8 protein-coding genes are annotated in these 23,033 nt (G+C 45.6%); all 8 read left to right on the plus strand.

Annotated elements, in window-relative coordinates; all coding sequences use genetic code 11:
* The first annotated feature begins 126 nt into the window (after positions 1–126).
* Complete coding sequence (locus tag QQL36_RS15095; RefSeq protein ID WP_321570157.1) at positions 127–1,125, plus strand: FecR family protein; 999 nt, start codon at positions 127–129, stop codon at positions 1,123–1,125.
* 413 nt (positions 1,126–1,538) lie between these two features.
* Complete coding sequence (locus tag QQL36_RS15100) at positions 1,539–5,174, plus strand: SusC/RagA family TonB-linked outer membrane protein (RefSeq protein ID WP_321570158.1); 3,636 nt, start codon at positions 1,539–1,541, stop codon at positions 5,172–5,174.
* 16 nt (positions 5,175–5,190) lie between these two features.
* The gene (locus tag QQL36_RS15105) at positions 5,191–6,642 is read left to right on the plus strand and encodes a RagB/SusD family nutrient uptake outer membrane protein (protein WP_321570159.1); all 1,452 of its coding nucleotides are present in this window, start codon (positions 5,191–5,193) and stop codon (positions 6,640–6,642) included.
* Positions 6,643–6,664: 22 nt separating this feature from the next.
* The gene (locus QQL36_RS15110) at positions 6,665–7,576 is read left to right on the plus strand and encodes a putative zinc-binding metallopeptidase (RefSeq protein WP_083720464.1); all 912 of its coding nucleotides are present in this window, start codon (positions 6,665–6,667) and stop codon (positions 7,574–7,576) included.
* 6 nt (positions 7,577–7,582) lie between these two features.
* Positions 7,583–8,863: a DUF4302 domain-containing protein gene (locus QQL36_RS15115; protein ID WP_083720462.1), complete on the plus strand. Its 1,281-nt coding sequence runs from the start codon at positions 7,583–7,585 to the stop codon at positions 8,861–8,863.
* A gap of 37 nt (positions 8,864–8,900) precedes the next feature.
* Complete coding sequence (locus QQL36_RS15120; RefSeq protein WP_321570160.1) at positions 8,901–17,825, plus strand: gliding motility-associated C-terminal domain-containing protein; 8,925 nt, start codon at positions 8,901–8,903, stop codon at positions 17,823–17,825.
* 21 nt (positions 17,826–17,846) lie between these two features.
* The gene (locus tag QQL36_RS15125; protein ID WP_321570161.1) at positions 17,847–22,004 is read left to right on the plus strand and encodes a PKD domain-containing protein; all 4,158 of its coding nucleotides are present in this window, start codon (positions 17,847–17,849) and stop codon (positions 22,002–22,004) included.
* A 17-nt stretch (positions 22,005–22,021) separates the two neighbouring features.
* Complete coding sequence (locus QQL36_RS15130) at positions 22,022–23,029, plus strand: PorP/SprF family type IX secretion system membrane protein (protein WP_321570162.1); 1,008 nt, start codon at positions 22,022–22,024, stop codon at positions 23,027–23,029.
* Positions 23,030–23,033 lie beyond the last annotated feature (4 nt).

Below are 23,033 nucleotides of genomic sequence, written 5' to 3' on the forward strand. Positions count from 1 at the left end.
AACTGTATCTTTTCACAATTCTTTGTGTCCAACATATTAGTATTAAGAATATGTAAATTTTTTTCAAAAACCACCCACCCACATTTACCACCTCCACGTATTTAGTGTAAATAAGCAATCAAAATAGTGCAGAACAGGAAGGAATACTTCAAACATCTGTTGCATAATAAGAACTGGACACAGGAAGACAGAGTGTGGTTTCTGCAATATTTGAATGAAAAAGATCTTACGGAATTACAGGAGTTTGCCGCAGCGGAATACAATGCGGACCTGTTTACCGCCGAGCCAATACTGGCCAGGGAGGACTCTGAGAGGATATTGAAAAATATCCATCAGCGGATCGCAGTAAAGCCACAACCAATAGTGAGAAGACTATGGTGGAGGGCAGCGGCAGCGGCCATGTTGATACTGGCGGCAGGAATAGGATACTACAAGGTATCACATCCGCCTGTAAAGGAGTTGATTGTATTATCAGGAGAGCAACGAAAGAAAGTGACGTTGCCAGATGGATCAAAGGTGTTCCTGGAACCCCGGTCCTCATTGAAATATAAAGGAGATTATGGTAAAGCGGAGCGCGAAGTGGCATTGTCAGGAGAGGCGCTGTTCGATGTACAGCACGACAATGCACATCCTTTCATCGTCGCGTCTCCATTAATAAATACACGGGTACTGGGTACTTCCTTTAATATTGAAGCCCGGGATGCCCGGGAAGCAAAAGTGGTGGTTTTGACAGGAATGGTACAGGTACAGGCTATAGATGGAAATCGTAATGATGGTCAGGAAGTGATCCTCACCGCCAATAAAAGGGCCGTATACAACAAAACTACCGACCAACTGCAAATGTCAGATGCTTCCGATGATGCGAGATTTTATTTACAGAAGCAACAGGGCCGATTCGTATATGACGGCACTGAGCTCATAAAAGTGGTAAACGACCTGCAAAGGTATTACAATATTAATGTTACAGTAGACAAACGCTTACAGCATTGCGCCTTTTATGGTGATTTCAATACTATTGATGAACCTGAGAAAGCCCTAAACGTAATAGCTTTATCGTTGAACGCCAGAATCAATAAAGACAGCGCCGGAAACGGATTCAACATCAGTGGAGGTAGCTGCCAGTAGTAAAAAGAAGTAGGAAAAAAAGACACAAGCAGTTAACCGAGACAACCTTATGAGAGGATAGGACTAGCATTTTGTACTGTGAAGGAATGCCTGACCGGGGTTTAGTACGCAATCCCGCTACAGGAAGGCATCCGGACCCTGTACTGCATGATTACAATCGGCCTGTTGTAATCGCTGTGATACCCAACCAAGGTTAGCCATTTTACTGTGAAAATCAAACATTGCAACAACCAAAATGAATCGCAAAAACATGACGAAATCTAAACGCACGCCGTCCGGGTAACCATTTTCGAAAAATCGGTTAATCCATAAAAAACTATGACTGCACCGCAGCAGGTGCGCTATTGCCCTGGCTTCACAAGAGCCGGAATGGGCACTCTATTTCCTGAAACGCACAAAACAATTTATGATCAATGTTTAAAAAGGCGACCCTATTCCTTCAACTAACCGTGTTGGCGTTACTGTTATCTATACACGCTGCCGGTTTTGGTATACAGGATGCACTGGAAAAGAAAATATCCCTTGAGTTAAAAGATGTACTGTTAAAAGAAGCATTGGACAAGATCGGGAATCTCGCCGACGTATCTTTTATATACGCAGGCAACTCTGTCACAGCCATCGACAAGGTCGATGTGAATGCTCATAACGAAAAGGTAGGAACGCTCCTCAATAGATTATTAAAACCTTATTCACTGTCGTATACCGTATTGTATGATCGAATCATCATCCGTCAGGCAGACAAAAAGATTAATTCAAGCGTAACCAGCACAGGTCATTCTGTGGCCTTCCGCACACAGGACATTAAAGGTGTGGTGCTCACCGCAAACAGAGAACCACTGCCAGGTGTAGCAGTGATGATCAAAGGGACAACCAGGGGGACTACTACAAATGACAAAGGTGTGTTCGAGCTGAAAAGTATTCCGGCAAATGCCGTTCTGGTCATCAACCTCACTGGCTATGAACCACAGGAGATCCCGATGGCCACCTTTAGTGGTGATTTGCTGACGGTGCTCCTGAAAGAGAAAACAACAAAACTACAGGAGGTAGTCGTAACAGGGTTTCAGAACATTGATAAGAGCAAGTTTTCCGGCGCTGCTACCCGTATTAAAATGGACGACGCCAGGATAGATGGTATGCCCGATGTGAGCCGTATGCTGGAAGGTCGCGTTGCCGGTGTGTCTATTCAAAACGTATCCAGCACATTCGGGTCTGCACCAAAGATCCGTGTACGTGGTGCAACCTCTATCAATGGTGACAACAAACCACTGTGGGTGGTAGACGGTGTGGTACTGGAAGATGTGGTCAATATCTCCAACGATCAGCTCTCCAGTGGCGACCCTACTACGCTGATGGGTTCTTCTGTCGCTGGTCTGAACCCCAACGATATCGAGAGCTTCGACATCCTGAAAGATGCCGCCGCCACCGCACTCTATGGCGCCCGCGCTATGAACGGGGTAGTGGTAATTACTACCAAAAAAGGGAAGATAGGTACACCATCTATCATGTACAGCGGTAACTACAGTACTCAGCTGAAACCAAATTATGGTAATTATAATATCATGAACTCAGCCCAGCAAATGTCGGTACTGGCAGAACTGGAACGCAAAGGCGCACTGACTTCAGATATTCTTTCCCGTGGTGATAACGGGGTCTATGGAAAGATGTATGAGGAATTGAATGCGGATGAAAATGGCAACTTCCCATTAGAAAACACCCCGGAGGCGAAAAGGCAGTTCCTGCTGAGATATGCTTCTGCCAATACTGACTGGTTCAACATCCTGTTCCGTACCAGCTTTATTCAGGAACACTCCCTCAGTATCTCCTCCGGTACAGATAAGTCTCAGTCCTATTTCTCCACCAGCTATTATCACGATAACGGCTGGACAGTAGCCGACAGAGTAAGCCGGTACACACTCAACTTCAGGAACAACTATAAGTTGTCCGACAAGGTTACGGCCGGCTTCTCTGTCTTAGGCTCTGTACGTCAGCAAAAAGCACCCGGTGCACTGAGCCGTACCAGCAACCCTGTAGAAGGACAGTATGACCGCGACTTTGATATCAACCCATTCAGCTATGCACTGAACACCAGCCGTACGCTGACAGCCTTTGATGAAAGCGGTAACAGAGAATACTTCAGAAGAAACTTTGCACCGTTCAACATTCTGACTGAGGTTGAAAACAACTATCTCAAAATAAACATGATGGACTTGCGCCTTCAGGGCGACTTTTCCTGGAAGCTCACGAAGAACCTTCGCTATGAACTCGTAGGCGCACTGCGCTATGTAAAGTCTTCACGTGAACACCAGATCACTGAGAACAGTAACATGGCGAATGCATATCGCGCAAATGGCAATTCGACCATTGCTGAGAACAACAAGTTCCTCTATCGCGACCCGGACAACCCTGATGCATTGCCACAAGTGGTACTGCCTTATGGTGGTTTTTACAACCGTACAGAAGACCTGCTGGTAAACTATGATTTCCGTAACAGCTTAAACTACTCCCTCAATGTGGCTGACAGGCATAACCTGAATGTACTGGTAGGGCAGCAGGTAAAGTATGCTGACAGACAAAACTCATCCAACACCGGTTATGGTTACCAGTATGATAACGGTGGTGTGGCGTTCACAGACCCGCGCATTCTGAAGCAAACGATCGAAAGCAATTTCCCTTACTATGGTATGAGCCAGGACTACGATCGCTTTGCAGCATTTTATGCAACTGCTACCTATGCTTTCAAAGAGAAATATAACCTGACCGGTACTACCCGTTACGATGGGTCGAATAAACTGGGTCGTTCTAAAAATGCCCGCTGGTTACCTACCTGGAGTATATCGGGTAGCTGGAACATCGATAAAGAAGCATTTATGAAACCAGCTACTTGGGTAGATTACCTCGCACTACGCGCAAGTTATGGACTCACTGCCAGTATGGGACCTGCTACCAACTCCAACATTGTATACCAGACAGTAAATAGCAACCGTGGCCACCTCGATGAAGTCGAATCTGTCATTAAGATTGCACACCTGCAGAACGACGACCTGACCTGGGAAAAGATGTACACAACGAACATTGGCCTGGATGGTACCTTCTTCGCCAGACGACTCAACTTCTCTATCGATGCATACAGGAAAAAGAGCTTTGACCTGATCAGTCTGATCAAGACATCCGGTATCGGTGGTGAGTTGTACAAAGCAGCCAACTATGCAGATATGGATTCAAAAGGTATTGAAATAATGGTGGGAGGTGATGTGATCCGCAGAAAGGACTGGGGCTGGAAAGCGAATGTGACCTTTGGCTACAATACCAACAGGATCACGAATGCAAAGAACATCCCATCCATCTTTGACCTGGTGGTGCCTGAAGGAGGTAATAAAGAAGGATACCCTGTAAGAGGATTGTTCTCTATTAAATACGAAGGGCTGGATCCAAAGAATGGTTATCCCCGCTTTCTGAACCAGAACGGTGAAATCAGCGCGGATGTATACCTGCAGGACCTGAATACTTCTCACCTCGTATATGAGGGACCGGTAGATCCTCCGGCGAACGGTGGTCTGTCCAATACTTTCCATTATAAGAATTTATCCCTGAATGTATTTGTCACTTACCAGTGGGGCAACAAGATCCGTCTGTACCCTGCATTCAAGACAAACTACTCTGACCTGGATGCTATGCCTAAAGAGTTTTACGACCGTTGGGTAATGCCAGGCGATGAGACGGTGACAAGAACACCTTCTATACTCGATGCACTGGAGCAAAATGTGATTTACGGCACTTATCCTTATAACAACTATAACTATTCGACCGATAGAGTGGCCAAAGGCGATATGATCCGTCTGAAGACAGTATCCCTCACGTATCAGCTGCCACAGTACCTGATCAGAAAGACCGGGCTGAAAAACCTGTCAGTGACAGGTGCTGCCATCAATCCATGGCTGATTTATTCAGACAGTAAGCTGAGAGGACAGGATCCTGAATTCTTCAACACGGGTGGTGTAGCACAACCTATCCAAAAGCAATTCACACTTTCATTAAAAGTAGGACTCTAAAAAGAAGAAGACTAACATGAAAAATTTTACACGGGTATCATTGATCAGTCTGGGCCTGCTTGCTATGAGTAGCTGCAGTAAATATCTGGACCAATCTCCTGATAGTACCTGGACAGAGTTAAATACACCGCAAAAGGTATCTCAGTTATTAGGCACTGCGTATCCGCAGGCCAACTATATCGTGTTTTGTGAAGCGATGTCTGACAATGCAACAGACAAAGGGGCCGGGGTGATAGAAAGGACAAATGAAGATCCATATTTCTTCAATGATGTCAACGACATCAATCAAGATTCTCCTGAGTGGTACTGGACAGCCTGCTACAAAGCTATTGCTGCCTGCAACAACGCACTCAAGGCATGTGAAAACGCTACTGACACCACCCAGTACCAGGCGCAAAAAGGAGAGGCGCTGGTAGCAAGAGCATATGCACACTTTATGCTGGTGACATTCTTCTCCAGATTCTATAATGCTGCCACAGCAGCTACTGATCCGGGTATTCCGTATGTAACTGAGCCTGAAACGGTGGTATTCAAACAATATGACCGTGGCACGGTTGCCGATGTGTATGATAATATTGAGCGTGATTTACTGGCTGGCATTCCGCTGATCAACGACGAAAAATACGACGTTCCTCATTACCATTTCAATAAATCAGCAGCTTACGCCTTTGCAACCAGGTTCTACCTGTTTAAGAAAGATTATGCAAAGGTGGTGGAGTTTGCCAACAAGACTTTCCCTAACAATGACCTGGCCAGTTACATGCGTCCATGGAATACCACCTACAGAACGATGACGCCATCCGTGCTGTGGGAAACATATTCCCGGGCTACTGAAAAATGTAACCTGCTACTTGTAGAAACGCAGTCACTGTATGGCCGGTATGTAGCGCAGTATCGCTTTGGTATGGACTACGCCATAGAGTCCGTAGCGCTGGGTCGCAATGTAACAGGTGGTAGCTATACATATCCAATATATTACTATGGTACACGCGACTACTTTGTACCAAAGCTGACAGAATACTTCGTGAAGGCATCTGTGAATGCGACTATTGGTGATCCTTATGTGATGGTGCCGCTGTTTACAACAGAAGAAGTATTGTTCAACAGGGCAGAGGCCAATCTTTATTTAGGCAATACGAACGATGTGCTGGATGATCTGAACCTCTTCGCCAGCAAGCGCATTGTGAACTATGATGCTACGACGCATGCGGTGACCATTGCTAAGGCAGAGACCTTCTATAGTACTTCCAGCAGTAGTAATGCTCTGCTGAACACCATCCTTAGTTTCAAGAGAGCGGAGTTTATACAGGAAGGACATCGCTGGTTTGATATACAAAGGTACGGTATCACTGTGAATCACTATGATATCAATGGCGCCAAGACTTCGATAATTGCCGGTGATAACCGCCGCGTATTGCAATTGCCATTGTCGGCCCAAACAGCAGGTCTCGCTTTGAATCCCAGATAACAACCAAAAATATTTCGCATATATGAAACCGTTAAACGCACTCTTTTTCTTCCTGCTGGTGATCGCCCTGGCAGCCTGTTCAAAAGAAAACGATGATCTAAGTGGTGTGCAAGACATCCCCGGCCTGGGTGGCGACACCTGGGTCGAGGATTCTTTAGACAAATGGCTGTATGATTCACTCACTGTTCCTTACAACATAGAGGTGAAGTACAAATGGGACCAGTTTGAATTTGATGTGACCAAAACACTGGTACCACCTAAAGAAGAGGTGGTGATCCCTGCCATGCAGGCAATTATGAAAGTATGGATAGATAATTATATAAAGTATGCCGGAGAACTTTTCTTCAAGAAGTATTCTCCCAAATTTTTCATTCTCTCTGGCAGCGCCAGCTGGAATGACAACGGTACTATCACCCTGGGTACTGCCGAAGGTGGTCGTAAGGTAGTGATGTACCTACTGAATGAATTTCGTACCAAAGAAATGGATGGCTACCAATTAGGTGATACTGCCAATGTGAAGCAGATCTTTCACGTAATAGAGCACGAATTCGGGCATATTCTCCACCAGAATATAATGTACCCAACCGAGTTTAAAAAGATCAGTGTAGGGCTCTATACGGCTAACTGGAACAATATCTACGATTCCGACGCACACCAGGATGGTTTTGTGACGCCGTATGCCATGAGCAGTGAGAATGAGGATTTCGTAGAGATGATCGCCACTATGCTGATAGAAGGAAAAGAAGGATTTGACAGGATTGTAAACAGCGTACAGGATAAGACCAGCGACAACGGCACTACACAGGCACAGGCCGTAGCTGCCCTGCGGCAGAAAGAAGCGATGGTGGTGAATTATTACAAGTCCGCTTACGATGTAGACTTCTACGCTTTGCAGAAAGCAACCAGAGACAGTATTAACGCACTTTTTTATTGATGCTTTATGAGAACAAATTTTTACCTCTATATTTTTTTGACTGCATTATGCTTTGCCGCCTGTAAAAAGGAGGATGATAATGTATTTAAACAATCGCCCGATGAAAGAATTAATGAAGTGCTCAGTACCTACAGTACTACGCTTACCAGTGCCGAATATGGATGGAAGGGGCTTGTGTATCCCTCGGCTATATCCGCGGTACCTTTTAGTTTTTATTTCAAATTCGATACAGCAAATCGTGTACAGATGTATTCTGACTGGGATTCATCCACACTCTCCGTTATGCAGGAGAGCAGTTACAGGTTGAAAGCCCTGCAGCAACCTTGTTTATTATTTGATACCTACAATTATATTCATATACTCTGCGATCCCGACGCTGGTATTAACGGCGGTTATTATGGCGGCGGGTTGCTATCCGATTTTGAGTTCATATTGGATGGCATGAGCACCGACGGTGATACAATTAAACTTACAGGACGTTTGCATGGCAGCAAGGCCGTACTCGTCAAAGCTACCTCCAAAGAGGCACAGGATTATTACGATAGAAAACGGAACTGGGATTTTGATTATTCTTCCCGGTTTCTTACTTATTTTAAAAAGCTTCATACTGGTAAAGGTGACTACGACATCTATATCAACCAGCAGTACAAGAGCATCAAAATCGTAAATGCCAACGTAAAATTCAGTGCCGGTTATTACTTCACACCCACTGGCGTCGCCTTTGACAAACCATTTACCGATGCCGGGGAAACCATTAATGGATTTGAGGATGTCTCCTGGTCAGAAGACAATCAGCTTATGACCCTGAAGGTCAATGGCAGAGTTGTTACTATCAACAGTGATAAAAAACCCTATATCGTAGACAGCACCGCCGGTTCCCGCTGGTACAATGCAGCTATAAACGCGGCTGACTATTACTACTCAGATGCAGGAATTCATGTAGATGGTCAGGATGACTATTACAACTTCAAATCTATATCCGGTTTTGAGTACCTGTTATACTATCCCAATTTCCAGAGTAGTGGATATGACTTTAATGGAATCATGGAAAACAGTTACTACGGACCGGCCTTTAAAGCAAAATTCAGCACCAGCGGCATTACCACATTCACCTATGGCGGCACATGGTATACCATCCCTGATTACAGTAGCACCACCATATCGAATATCGTCACCAAGTTCACAGAAAGCACTGGTTACTACTTTGTACAAACCAGTGACTACAATACCTATGACATGGTGAATGTAAAGGATGCCCGTAGCTGGATCAGCTGGCAATTATTCTAATGCATTAACCCCTAAATAATAGAAAAAGAGAACCCATATGAGAACCAAGCCTGTTTCTGTACGCCTCGGGGCTGTCTTATACCTGTTATTGTTGTTGCTGCCGGCCATTGGTCTGCGTGCACAGACTGATATTACCATCGGTCTGGGCAACGGTAGCAACTCTACGACATCTTATCCATGTCCTATACAAGACTGGTATCAAGCTACCCGGGCCCAATATCTTTATCGAGCCTCTGAATTGACTGCCAAAGGCATGGGCCCTGGTATGATCAATGCCTTGAAATTCAACGCCACATCTGTAGGAAGCGATGTGGACGGTGCCGAAAATTATGCTATTAAAATAGTCGGCACTACGGTGAGTTCATTGTCTGATTCATATTATGAACCCGTAGGTAATAACTTTTACGGACCACTGAATTATATGCCGGTGGTGGGATTGAACTCCTTTACCATTCCTTCAGGTTTCTTCTGGAATGGTACGGACAATATCCTGGTAGAGGTATGTGGCGGCGCGGCTTCCTATACCCATAACCCCGTATTCCCTTACACGACAGGTCTTGCGTTCAATGGGTCCCATACATATTACCAGGATGCGGGTACCAGTCTTTGCGGCACCTCACAGGTGAACTCAGCATCGACGACCCGTCCTGACATTATTTTTAACTGGACTCCTGCCGCTGCATGTACCGGTACTCCCACTGCCGGTACTGCAGCCAGCAGTGCTTCAGCCGTATGTCTGAATGAAAGCTTTACACTTTCACTCACCGGTGTGACGGTTGCTTCCGGTCTGAAATACCAGTGGCAATCTTCTACAGACAATAGCACATGGACAAACATTCCCAATGATACATTGTCATCACTTACTACCACGCAGACTGTGTCTTCATATTACCGCTGCGTGGTTACCTGTACTGCCAGCAGTAATGCGGCGAACTCTACGAGTGTACAGGTCACTAGTCCATCGTTAGTACATGGTACTTTCACTATCAATAAAGCGTTGCCTACAGGTGCAGGTAACTTTGCATCCTTCAATGACGCATACAATTATATCAAGTGCGGTATTGACGGAGCAGTGATATTTAATGTAGTGGCCAATGCGGCTTCTGCATATAATGAGCAGCTGATTATGACACCGGTACCGGGGGCATCAGCAACGAATACAGTTACCTTCAATGGTAACAATGATACGATCGCTTACCTCAGTACATCGAGCGCAGAAAGAGCTGTGATCAAACTGAATGGTGCAGATTATATCACCTTCAATGACCTGATAATTCAGGCCAAAGGCAGTTCTTCCGGCCAATATGGATTTGGTGTACAATTGCTGAATGATGCAGATTACAATACCATCAACAATTGTAAGATCCTTATTAATACGACTTCTACCTCCTCAGATTTTGCAGGTATCGTCGTAAGTGCATCTGCTACATCAGCTACCGGAACAGGCTCCACCAGCTGTGACAACAATACTTTTAGCAATAATACTGTGACGGGTGGTTACTATAGCATGACGCTGGTAGCCAGCTCGACGGCCTCAAATGCCAGCAATAAGGTGATCAACAACAAGTTCCTGGATTTCTACTATTATGGTATGTATATCTATGGAGCATATAACCTCACATTTGAGAAAAATACGATCAGCCGTCCTTCACGTACTTCTGTGGATAACTTCTATGGTATCTATGTGACGAACCTGAGTACGAAATTAAACATCAATGCAAACAGGATTACTAACCCATTTGGTGGCAACCCCACCAGTACCAGTACCTTCTACGCTATTTATTTTACCAGCGTAGATGCGCTGAATACACTGGAGAATGTGGTGAGCAATAACCTGATCTACAACCTCACAGGTAGTGGTTCTGTTTATGGATTTTACAACAGTTCTTCAGACAACGTATTCTATTATCATAATACCCTCTCACTGGATGGATCTGCTACACCAGGTACCTCTTATGTAACCAGAGGGTTCTACCAGACTACACAGGCAGCAGGTGTTTATCTGAGGGATAACATGATCACCATCAATCGTGGTGGACAGAATATCAAGCATGGTATTTACTTTGGTACCACATCAAGCGACATCGTATCCAATTATAACAATATCTATCTGGCGGCGACAGTTGCCAATGCTTACACCGGTTATTATTCCGCTAACAGGGCGACATTGACTGACTGGCAAACCGCTGCAACTCAGGATGCCAATTCACTGGCAGCGAATCCTATCTATAAGGACAGCACGAATGGTAACTATGCCCCAAGCAGTCAGACAGTAAATGACAGAGGCTTCCCTGTAGGTATCGCAGCAGATATCAACAGCACTACCCGTAGTACATCTACACCGGATATGGGCGCCTATGAATTTACACCTGATCCATGTACCGCACCACCAGTGCCTGGTACATCGACTGTGAACAAGAATCCGGTATGTGTGGGTACGAATGTAGGTTTAGGTTTGAACGGCAATAGCAATGGTTTAACACAGACCTATCAATGGCAGTACGCTACTACTGCTACAGGACCATGGACAAACCTCGGTACGCCTATCAATTATCCTGATACGGTGATTGTGTCTACGTCCACCTTGTACTATCGTACAGCAGTGACCTGTAGTGGTAATACCACTTATTCCACGCCTGTGTTGCTGACTGTGAACCCTGCATTGCCACCAAATACCTATACGGTAGATAAGAATTCACCGGCCAGCGCTACCAACTATACCAGCTTTGCAGCTGTGAAAACCGCGCTGGAATGTGGTATTACTGGCCCTGTAGTATTCAATGTTGTAGCAGGGCGTACACCTTATGAAGAACAGTTCTCGCTCGACTCTATAAGAGGTACTTCCGCCATCAATACCATCACCTTCCTGGGTAATGGCAACACGATCCACTATAGCTCCAATACCACCGATGAGCGCGCAGTTATCAAACTGAAGCATACAGACCATATCATCTTCGATAGCCTGAACATCGATGCAACCGGTACAGGTACCTACGGTTATGGTGTACAGTTCATCGATCATGCTGATAGCAATGTGGTAAGACATAGTAACATCGTTACGAATACTACGGATGGTTATAATTCAAACTACGCTGGTATCGTGATCAATGCTTCTGACTCTGATCCGGCTACTACAGGTGCTACCCGTTGTACTGGCAACGTGATTGACAGCAATACTGTGACAGGTGGTTTGTATAGCGTGACAATTGTAGGTGGCAGCAGTGATCCTGTGTATGGAACAACCATCAGAAACAATATTCTGCAGGAATTCTACTACTATGGCCTGTACTTAGAATATACTTCCGGTACACTGTTGAAAGGCAATACCATACAACGACCTACCCGTACAAATGTGAGTTACTACTATGGATTGTATGCTTATGGTGAAAACACGAACCTGAGTGTATTGGAGAACAGGTTCACCAATCCTTTTGGCGGTTCACTGACCTCTACTAATTACTTCTATGGTATTTACTTCAGTAGTGTGTCTTCCAATTCAAATACGCCTATACTGGTAGCTAACAATATCATGTACAAAACTACTGGTGCAGGATACCAGTATGGTTTCTACAACTACAATTCTCCAAATATCAATTACTACCACAATACAATTTCATTGGATAATACAGGTGGTAGCTCTTCTTACTATTCAAGAGGCTACTATCAGTCCAGTACAACCACAGGTATTAATTTCAAGAATAACATTATTACTATCAATAACTCTGGTGCCAACTATAAATATGCAGTTTACCTGTCATCGACCGGTACAGAGTTCTTCGCTGACCACAATGACTACTATGTAGCCGGTGGCGGCAACAATAAATTTATCGGTTACAATAACGGTAACCAGGCTACGCTGGCAGACTGGAGAGGTTCTGCCGGTCAGGATGCAGCTACCATCAGTATAGACCCTGTTTATGCGGATGCGCCAAATGGCAACCTGACACCGGTTATCTATCCGCTGGATAATACAGGTATCCCATTAGGTATCACCAACGATATCTTACACAAAACCAGGAGCACGACTACACCTGATATCGGAGCCTATGAAATAGACATCGTACCATGCATGTCTCCGCTGAATCCGGGTACTGCGGTGGTAACGCCAAACAGCAATATCTGTATGGGTACCCAGATCACTCTTGATCTGACAAACAATACACCGGGTGGCCGTATGACTTATCAGTGGCAGGCTTCTTATACAGCTACTGGTCCATGGATCAATGTATCCGATACACTCTATGTATCTCATTACAAAATGGAGCTGGGTATGCTCAATTACTTCCGTTGTAAGATCGTATGTAGTGGCACCGACAGCGCATTCTCCACAATCGCTACAGTAGCGATGAATGCTCCACTGGTGAAAGGATTATACACCATCAATCCTACAGGTACAGGCAGCCGTAACTTCACCTCCTTCCAACAGGCTGTGACAGCATTGGAATGTGGTATAGCCGGTTGGGTGATCTTCGATGTAGTACCTGGCACTTACAATGAGAAGATCCGCATGCGTAAAATACCAGGTGCTTCAGATACCAGCCGTGTCACTTTCCGTAGTCAGACAGGCGATCCTATATCCGTTACATTGACTACCCCACCAACTTCGGCTGCGAACTATGTGTTGAAACTGGATAGCGCCAGCTATGTGACTTATAAAAACATTACCATTAAAGCGACTGGCTCTACTTATGCAAGAGTGGTTGAACTGGCCGGTAATGCAGCCTACGATAGCTTATTGACCAACATCCTGAGTATGCCGTCTACAACTACCAACAGTACGAATATGGTAGGTGTCTATGCAACCAGCTTTAAAGGAAACAATAATGCCATCGTTGGGAATACCATCCAGAATGGTGCCAGTGGTATTTACTTCTCAGGTACAGGTACGGGTGAATTGGCAACGTCCATCGTGATTGACAGCAACTTTATAACCGGTGCCTATGTGAATGGTATCTATTCATCTTATGTAGATCATATCGTTATCACCCGTAACAATGTGAACCTGACTACACCGCTGGCCAGCACAGCTTACGGTATCTATAACTACTACGATGACGGTGCGTTCAAGACAAATCATAATATCGTAAACATCAGCAATGCCAGCACTACAACCTATGGTATATACACCTATAGTTGTGATGCATCGCAGGCGGATACTGCGCAGATGGATGGTAACAGGGTGATTGCCACAACAGGAAATACTGGTACCATGTATGGTCTGGGCCACCAGTATTCTACTTACGTGAATAACGTAAACAATGTGATCAACATCGCCACATCAGGGAGCAGTTCTTATGGCCTGTATAGCAGTAGTGATGCAAATAGTGTGTACTATAACAATACTGTTCAGAGTGCCGCTACTTCATCTGCCAACAATATCGCTGCTTACCTGGGTCACGCTTCTGCCGGATACAGCAATGTCTTCTACAGAAATAATATATTCTCGCATACAGGTGGTGGTTATGCCATGTATACAACCAGTGTGGGGTATCACAACAGTGATTACAATACACTGTATACATCTGGTACGAACCTGATCAGAAACACGAATACAGGTGCGAACTATACGACATTGAATGATTTCGTGACAGCTGCTGATCAGGATGTACATTCTATCGTTTACAAACCTGCATTCGAAGCGGGTAATAATAACTTGCTGCCAGATCTGAATAACCCTGAAGTATGGGCGATTCATGGCCGTGGTGTACAGGTGAGAGGTAATGCACATGATTTCAGCGGTGCATACCGTCCACAAACACTGGCAGAAGGTGTACCAGACATGGGGGCGTATGAGTTCCTGCCAGCTGTAGAACCCGTGTTGTTAACACCGGTACCGGCTGCTCCATCTCCGGGTATTACCCAGACATTCATGTTCGGTACAGATACTGTAGCGAAAGTTACCTGGGCTGCTTCAGGTGCAGTGCCTACATCCCTGACGCTGAAACGCTACTCAGGTATCAAGCCGCCAAACCTGACGCCTACACAGGAATTTATGTACTTCTATACCGACGTAGATGCAAGTGGACAGTACAGCAACTTTGACTTCAAACAATACTATGTGCCTTCATGGCAGGGTACATTCACAGATGAAAAAACAATCCACCTGGGTAGAACGAATAATGACTCTGCATGGGTGGTGAATGACAGTAGTAAGGTCGATACTGACTTTAAGACGATCTCTGAAAATCAGTTATCATACCTCGACAGGTATACCGGTCTGAAAGGCAGCGAACCCGATGTGCCAAGCTTCCCAGCTCTGCCGGATAGTTCTAACAGAGGTACCCGTTTCTGGGTAGGCTATGGTCACCAGTACTACATGAATGTGGATAACTCACAGAACATGGTGTTGTACCTGAGTGCACAACAACCTGCACATGTAGTAGTGAAGATCCATGGTACCAGCTACAGAAAAGAATATACAGTACCAGCCAACTCCGTACTGGCATCAGATATCATCCCTAAAGCAGGTTTGAGCGATGCACGTCTGCTTGGCGAAGGATTGTATGAACAAGGTATCAGCATAGAAAGTGACGTGCCTATCGTAGCTTATGCACACATCTATAGTTCTGCCTCTTCCGGTGCAACCATGCTGTTGCCTGTAGGAACTTACGGATATGAATATTATGCGCTCACATCCCGTCAGAACTATAGTTCTACTTCTTATTCCTGGTTCTATATCATCGCAGACAATGATAATACGGTAGTTGAAATTACGCCATCCGTACCTACACTGGCAGGTAAACCAGCCAAGGTTCCATTCACCGTGACACTAAATAAAGGTCAGGTGTACCAGGTACTGGGTGCGATCATGAGTGGATCAGAAGGATATGATCTGTCTGGTAGTAAGGTGAGATCAATCACCAACGCAGCAGGTAAATGTTATCCGGTAGCTGTCTTCTCCGGCAATAGCCGTACGTCCCTGGGTTGTGATGGTTCAATCGGTAGCTCCGGTGATAATGCGATCCAGCAAAACTTCCCGTCACAGGCATGGGGTATGCACTATCTCACAGCGCCTACCAGCAGTTCTGATGATCCTGCTACACTCTCTACGAATATCTTCCGTGTAATGGTGAAAGACTCTGCTACCGTTGTGAAACTGAATAATGTGCCGCTGACAGGTTTGATCAATGGACGCTACTATCAATACCAAAGCAATACCGCTGATTACCTGGAAGCTAATCAACCAATTATGGTAGCTCAGTACATGGCATCAGAAGGTGCTTGTCCGAATACCGGTTCAATGGGTGATCCTGAAATGTTCTATATCAGTCCGCTGGAACAGGGTATCAATGCTGTAGGTTTGTATCGCAATGTATTGGAGGCGATAGATGTCAACTACCTCACCGTGATTATTCCTACAGGTGCTTTATCATCTCTCCTGATTGATAACAGTAACCTCTTCGACTATACTTATGCACATCCTAATAAACCGGGATATTCAGTAGTGGTGAAAAGATGGTCAGCTGCTTCTGCACAGTGTATAGTAACCAGCGACTCTGCCTTTACCGCAGTAACCTATGGTATGGGTAGCGTAGAAAGCTATGGCTTCAATGCCGGTACACTGGTGAGAAATCTGAATGCCACTACCTCCTTTAACAATAATTATGGCTCCAGCAGCAGTTCTAATTATACCTGCGCCGGTACGCCATTCCACTTCACAGCGATGCTGCCAATCAAGCCAGTCTCCATCACATGGGAACTGAGCCAGGTAAGCAATCTGTTGCCTGCAGGCGATGTGACACAAACAAACCCTGTAGCACTGGATAGCATTGTTGCAAATGGAAAGACTTATTATAAATATGACCTGACAGGTGATTACATGTTCACTGCACCAGGTACCTACTACATCCCGATGAAGATGCAGCATCCTGAGATCGAAAGCTGTGACAACACTTCAGAGGTGATCCTCACTATCAAGGTGATCAGGAAACCAGTAGTGGATTATAGTGTGGATTACTCCGGTTGCGTAGCTGATATCGCCGAGCTGACAGGTAGTGTAATCACAGAAAACAATGCAGCCATCAATACCTGGAAATGGAATTTCGCAGATGGTACGACAGCTTCTACACAAAAAGTAACCAGACAGTATCCTGCTGCAGGTACCTATGTTGAAGAACTGCACATCATTACTTCCGAAGGTTGTATCGGTGATACGACAAAAGAAGTAGTAGCGAATGAACCAACTGCAGCGAAACTGGTGACCGATAGCTTCACCGTTTGTTACAACTCATCTGTGACCTTCACAGTGAAAGATCCTGAAACCGGTGTGACCTATAGGTGGTTCAATGCGAAGACGGGTGGTGCCCTGCTGGATACTGGTAATACATTTACCATCAATCCGGTAACAACGCCTGGTATCTACTATGTAGAAGCAATGAAGAATGGTTGTGTAAGCACCTCACGCACACCAGCCACCGTCACTGTACTGCCACAGCTTACAGTACCTGTAGTAGAAGTGGATAGCATCGGTGTAAACACCATCCGCTTCAAATGGAATGCGATACCTGGTGCAACTGGTTACGAAGTAAGTATCGATGGTGGTAATACCTGGACTACACCTTCATCTGGTGCACAGGGTACAGAACATATAGTAACAGGTCTGAAACCGGTGCAGGAAGTAACGCTGATCGTGAAAGTAAAAGGTTGTGAAGACAAGCTCTCCGATCCGGTATCAGCAGTTACACTCACAGATGGTATCTATATTCCAAATGCGTTCTCTCCAAATGGTGACGGTCTGAATGATGTGCTGAAAGTATATGGTGCTGTGATCAGTGAAGTACACTTTATGGTGTTCAACCAGTGGGGTGAGAAGGTCTTTGAATCAAATGACCAGTCAGTAGGCTGGGATGGTTTCTACAAGAGTAAGGCGCAGCCTTCAGGAGTATACATCTATGTGGTAAAACTGAAACTGATAGATGGTAGTGCGGTAGATAGAAAAGGTTCAGTGAACCTGATCAGGTAGGCCTAATAAAATAGTTATCCCATGAAGTATCCTTTTTTAAATTATACTGCTTGCTATTGCTCTCCACCTACGGGTGGGGGCAACAGCCGCAGCATACAGCGCTCCTTGTGGCTCACACTGGTCTCGCTGTTCTTCATAGTATTATCAGGTCATGCACAAAACCTTTCCAATAAAGGAACAGAGTTCTGGACGGCGTATGGTCACCATGAGTTTATGGAACCCGGTTGGACGAACTCGCAGGAGATGGTGTTGTACCTGAGTGCGGAGCAACCTGCTGTAGTCACTGTGTCCGTAGATAGTCTTGGCTGGAGTCGTACTTATTCTATACCCGCCAATACGGTGATTGCGACTGATTTTATACCGAAAGGCGGGACCTACGATGCGCGTTTGTATTCAGTACCACCCAGTTTTGGAGGTACAGGTGGCGAAGGTATCTTCAGGTACAAGGGTATTCATATCGTGAGCAATGTACCCATTGTTGCATATGGACACATATTTGGTTCTGCATCTTCCGGCGCCACTACATTGTTGCCTGTGAATACCTGGGGGTATTATTATGTATCCCTGAATAGCGAGCAGAATTATCTGCCAGACTGTTTCTCCTGGATGTATGTGATCGCGAGCCATGATAGTACGGTGGTGGAAATCACACCTTCTGCACTGACCCGCAACGGCAATCTGGCCAATGTACCTTTTACAGTGACCTTGAATAAGGGACAGATTTATCAGGTAGTAGGCAGTACAAATGGCAGCTCAGGAGTTGAATTAACGGGAACCAAAGTACGCTCTATTGCAAATCCGGGTGATACCTGTTATCCCATTGCTGTATTTTCTGGCAGTAGCCGTACAGCCATTGGTTGTACAGTAGGTACCGGAGGCAGTGGCGACAACAACATGCAGCAGGTTTTCCCTTCGCAGGCATGGGGTAAGCGTTATCTGCTGGCACCCACCAGTACATCTTCCAGTCCTTCCTCTTTTATGACCAACATTTATAAAGTATTGGTGAAGGATCCTACTACGGTGGTGAAAAGGAATGGTGTGGTATTGACTGGTTTGAATGGAAATAGTTTTTACCGTTTTACGAGTGGTACGGCAGATTATATAGAAGCCGATAAACCAGTCATGGTCGCGCAGTTTATGTCATCAGAGGGAGCATGCCCAAACACCTCCGGAGATGGAGATCCGGAAATGGTGTACCTCAGTCCGATAGAACAGGCCATCAAAAATATTGGCTTCTACCGCAATACCAGGGAGAATATTACCACAAATTACCTCACCCTGATCATTCCTACGGCAGGTACGCAAACATTGAAAATAGACGGTTTAAATAATGCGTGGAATTATACCTATGCACATCCTAATCTTCCCGGTTATTCTATAGTCATTAAACGGTGGTCAGCTGCTCAGGCACAATGTCTTGTTTCCAGCGATTCTGCCTTTACTGCAGTAACATATGGTTTAGGCTCTGTGGAAAGCTATGGCTACAATGCGGGTACCATGATCAATAACCTGAATGCAGTGGGTACGATCCACAACCAATATGATACTGCCAATGTAAAGAACGATTTTACCTGTACCAATACACCTGTAGAACTGTCTGTATTACTGGCTTATCATCCTACAAATATGGTGTGGCAAATCAGTCAGCTGGGTAGTTCGATCACACCCAATAATGATGTGGTGATCACTAATCCGGTTAGCGCTGGTCAGGAAATAGTGAATGGCGTACCTTATTACAAATACACCCTGCCGGGTACTTACCAGTTCAGTAATACCGGCACTTACGATATTACGATTACAAACACCAACCCTGAGATTGAAAAATGTGATCACACCGAACAGGTGAAGATCTCTGTGACAGTGAAGAAAAAACCTTCCGCGAAGTTCTCTTATACACATACCGGTTGTACAAAAGACTCCGTCTACTTTGCAGGAGACACAAGCGGAAATGGATACGATGTCAATCGCTGGAAATGGACATTTGCCGGACCAGTATCAGATAGTGGCCAGCATGTGACACATGCTTTTGCAGCGGGTACGCAGAGTGTACAACTGAGTGTAATTACAGAAGAAGGTTGTATTGCCGATACCACTGCATCTATCACCATCTATCCAAGACCTACTGCTGATTTCAATACCAGTGTACAAAATGTATGTGAAGGCAGTGATGTAACGCTTACCGATCAGTCATCCTTTGCTGGTAGCGCACCTATAGTAGGCTGGTACTGGGATGGTGGCAATGGCACTGTCAATAACAACCCGACTGCCGCTGCGCAGCCTGAACATTATGATACATACGGCACTTACAATATCAGGCATATTGTAAAGGTAAGCGACCTCTGTGTGAGCGATACGGTTACAAAATCAGTCACTGTATACGCCAAACCAGTTCCATCCTTTACCTACCCTGACAACTGTCTGGCAGTAGATGGCATCGTACAGTTCACCAGTACGACCACTGTACCTGATGCACAAACACTGAGCTCCTATACATGGGACTTTGGTGATGCAGCGGCTACTCCTGCCAATCCAAACACCAGCACAGATGCAAACCCACAACATACATACACTTCATTTGGTACTTATACGATCAAATACAGTGCGACTACAGCCAATGGTTGTACGAAAGATACGACCGTAACTGCCGTCTTTAAACTGAAACCAAAACTCACTTACACCAGGCTGGATTCTGTATGCGTCAATCTGAAAGGAACAATTGATGTAGCAAAAGCTGCCGTAACCAATGGGGTAACTGGTACAGGAGTGTACAAAGGCCCGGGTACAAGCACTGCCGGGGCATTCAATCCAACGACCGCAGGTGCAGGCACACACACCATCTGGTATGTATTTACTACCAGCAGTGGTTGTATAGATTCTATCTCTACCACTATCAAAGTGAATCCAAAACCAGCTGCTGCGTTTACGGCGGAAGATGTATGTCTGGGAGCACCGGTGGTGATCAGTGATCAATCCACTATCTCAACAGGTAACATCGCTTCCTGGAACTGGAACTTTGGTGATGGTAACAGCGAGAGTCATACTGATAATACAACCTTCAACAAAACATACACTGTCTGGAAGACCTACACTGTGAAACTGGTAGCGGTCAGTGACAATGGTTGCGTCAGTGATACCGCTATCCACACAGTGGCTGTACATCCTAATCCGACTACTGACTTTGCGCTACCTCAGCATATTTGTATGCCGGAAGGGATTGCTGAATTTACTAATAGCACTTCCACGCCTGATAAATCAGCTATGAGCTATCAGTGGAACTTTGGTGATGGCACAGCCACCAGTACGACTGCTTCGCCAACGCATGTTTATCAGCAGGCAGGCAGCTATACGGTGACACTGACCGCTACTACTAAATATGGTTGCAGCAGTAGTAAAGACAAAGTGTTAAGTGCCTTCTTTACCCAACCGGTGGCCCAATTCTCCGTATCGCCTGATACGCTGTGTCAGGGCACCGAAAGCATATTCACTGATCAGAGTACAGATGCCAGTGATAACATCACGTCGTGGAGCTGGACCTTTGGGGATGGCAGTAGTTCTACCAGCCGTAACCCGGTGAAAGAATACACCACGCCAGGTGAATACACCGTACAGCTCACTGTTACTAACGGTGCAGGTTGTATATCCAGCCCTGTAAGCAGTCAGGTAGTGGTATACCTGCAACCCGTGATCGATGCCGGCGATGACTTCGTCGTACCACAGGGTACCCTCATACAATTTAATGCAACGGCCAACGACAGCACCCAACTGGTATTCCGCTGGTCACCTGGTGATGGGCTCTCGTCTGCCAATGTGCTGAACCCCTGGCTGGTAGCAATGGCAGATCAGGTGTACACACTCACCGCTATCGGCAAAGGGAGCTGTGGTGCACAGGACCAGATGAAAGTAAAAGTGCTGAAGCCTGTAAAAATACCGAATGCGTTCTCTCCAAACGGAGATGGGATCAATGATCGCTGGGTGATTACCAACCTCGCTGATTATCCAGGTGCTACTATCGAAGTATTCAACAGGTATGGACAAAGAGTATACTATTCCGTTGGCTACGATACGCCATGGGATGGTATGTGGAATGGCAAGCTGTTGCCGCTGGCGACCTATTACTACATCATCAAACTGAAAAACGGGTTCGCACCTCTCACCGGGTACGTTACGATACTTCAATAAGCAAATATTAACTCGCAATGAAAAATATCATCACCTTCATCCTGCTTTGCCCGCTATTGTTTGTAATGGCTGATAAGGCAAATGCGCAATCTGATCCGCATTTCTCCCAGTATTATGTGTATCCCTCATGGCTGAACCCCGCACTGACCGGTGCTTTTGACGGCGATTACCGTGTGTCGGCTATTTACCGTACCCAGTGGGGAAACATCAGCAGTCCGTTTGCTACCTATGGTGTAGCCGCCGACATTACTACCAATAAGCAATTCAATGTTGGCGTCAGTGTATTGAATCAATCCGCTGGTGATGGTGGATATAACTATACGACCGGTTATGCCAGTGCCTCTTATACCGGTGTAAAGCTGGGTGCTAATCAAACACACAGATTGGTATTCGGTATACAGGCCGGTTTGATCCAACGCCGCTTTGATGCTTCCAAACTCACCTTTGGCGACCAGTGGAACCCTGTGACTGGTTATAACCCGGGCACTCCAAGTGCAGAGGTATTAGGCAGAACATCTGCTACCTCATTCGATGCCGGTGCTGGTGTATTGTATTACGATGCGGAGCCAGGCAAAAAGTATAACATCTTCGGTGGTTTCGGAGTGAGTCATCTTACTCGTCCTCCCGATCAGTTTAGTGCCAGTGGTGATGCGCGTTTCCCCATGCGCTTTACAGGCCATGCCGGTGTGAAAATAGCGGTCAATGAAACCTTTAGTATCACGCCGAATTTATTATACCTCCATCAGGGTAATGCAGAAGAAAAGATGATAGGTGCATACGGTCAGATGTATGTAACACCGACTGTTGATTTCCTGTTAGGTGTGAACTACCGTTTCAAAGATGCCATTGCTCCTCATGCAGGCTTTACCTATGGCGGCTTTACCCTTGGCGTTAGCTATGATATCAACAATTCCGATCTGGGCAAGATAGCCAGAGGTTCTAACAGCTTCGAGCTCTCGCTGACCTGGATAGGCAGAAAACTCTTTAAAACACCTGAAGTAGAATTTGTGTGCCCACGTCTCTAAAATC

The sequence above is a fragment of the Chitinophaga sp. LS1 genome (genome assembly GCF_034274695.1).
Classification (GTDB): domain Bacteria; phylum Bacteroidota; class Bacteroidia; order Chitinophagales; family Chitinophagaceae; genus Chitinophaga.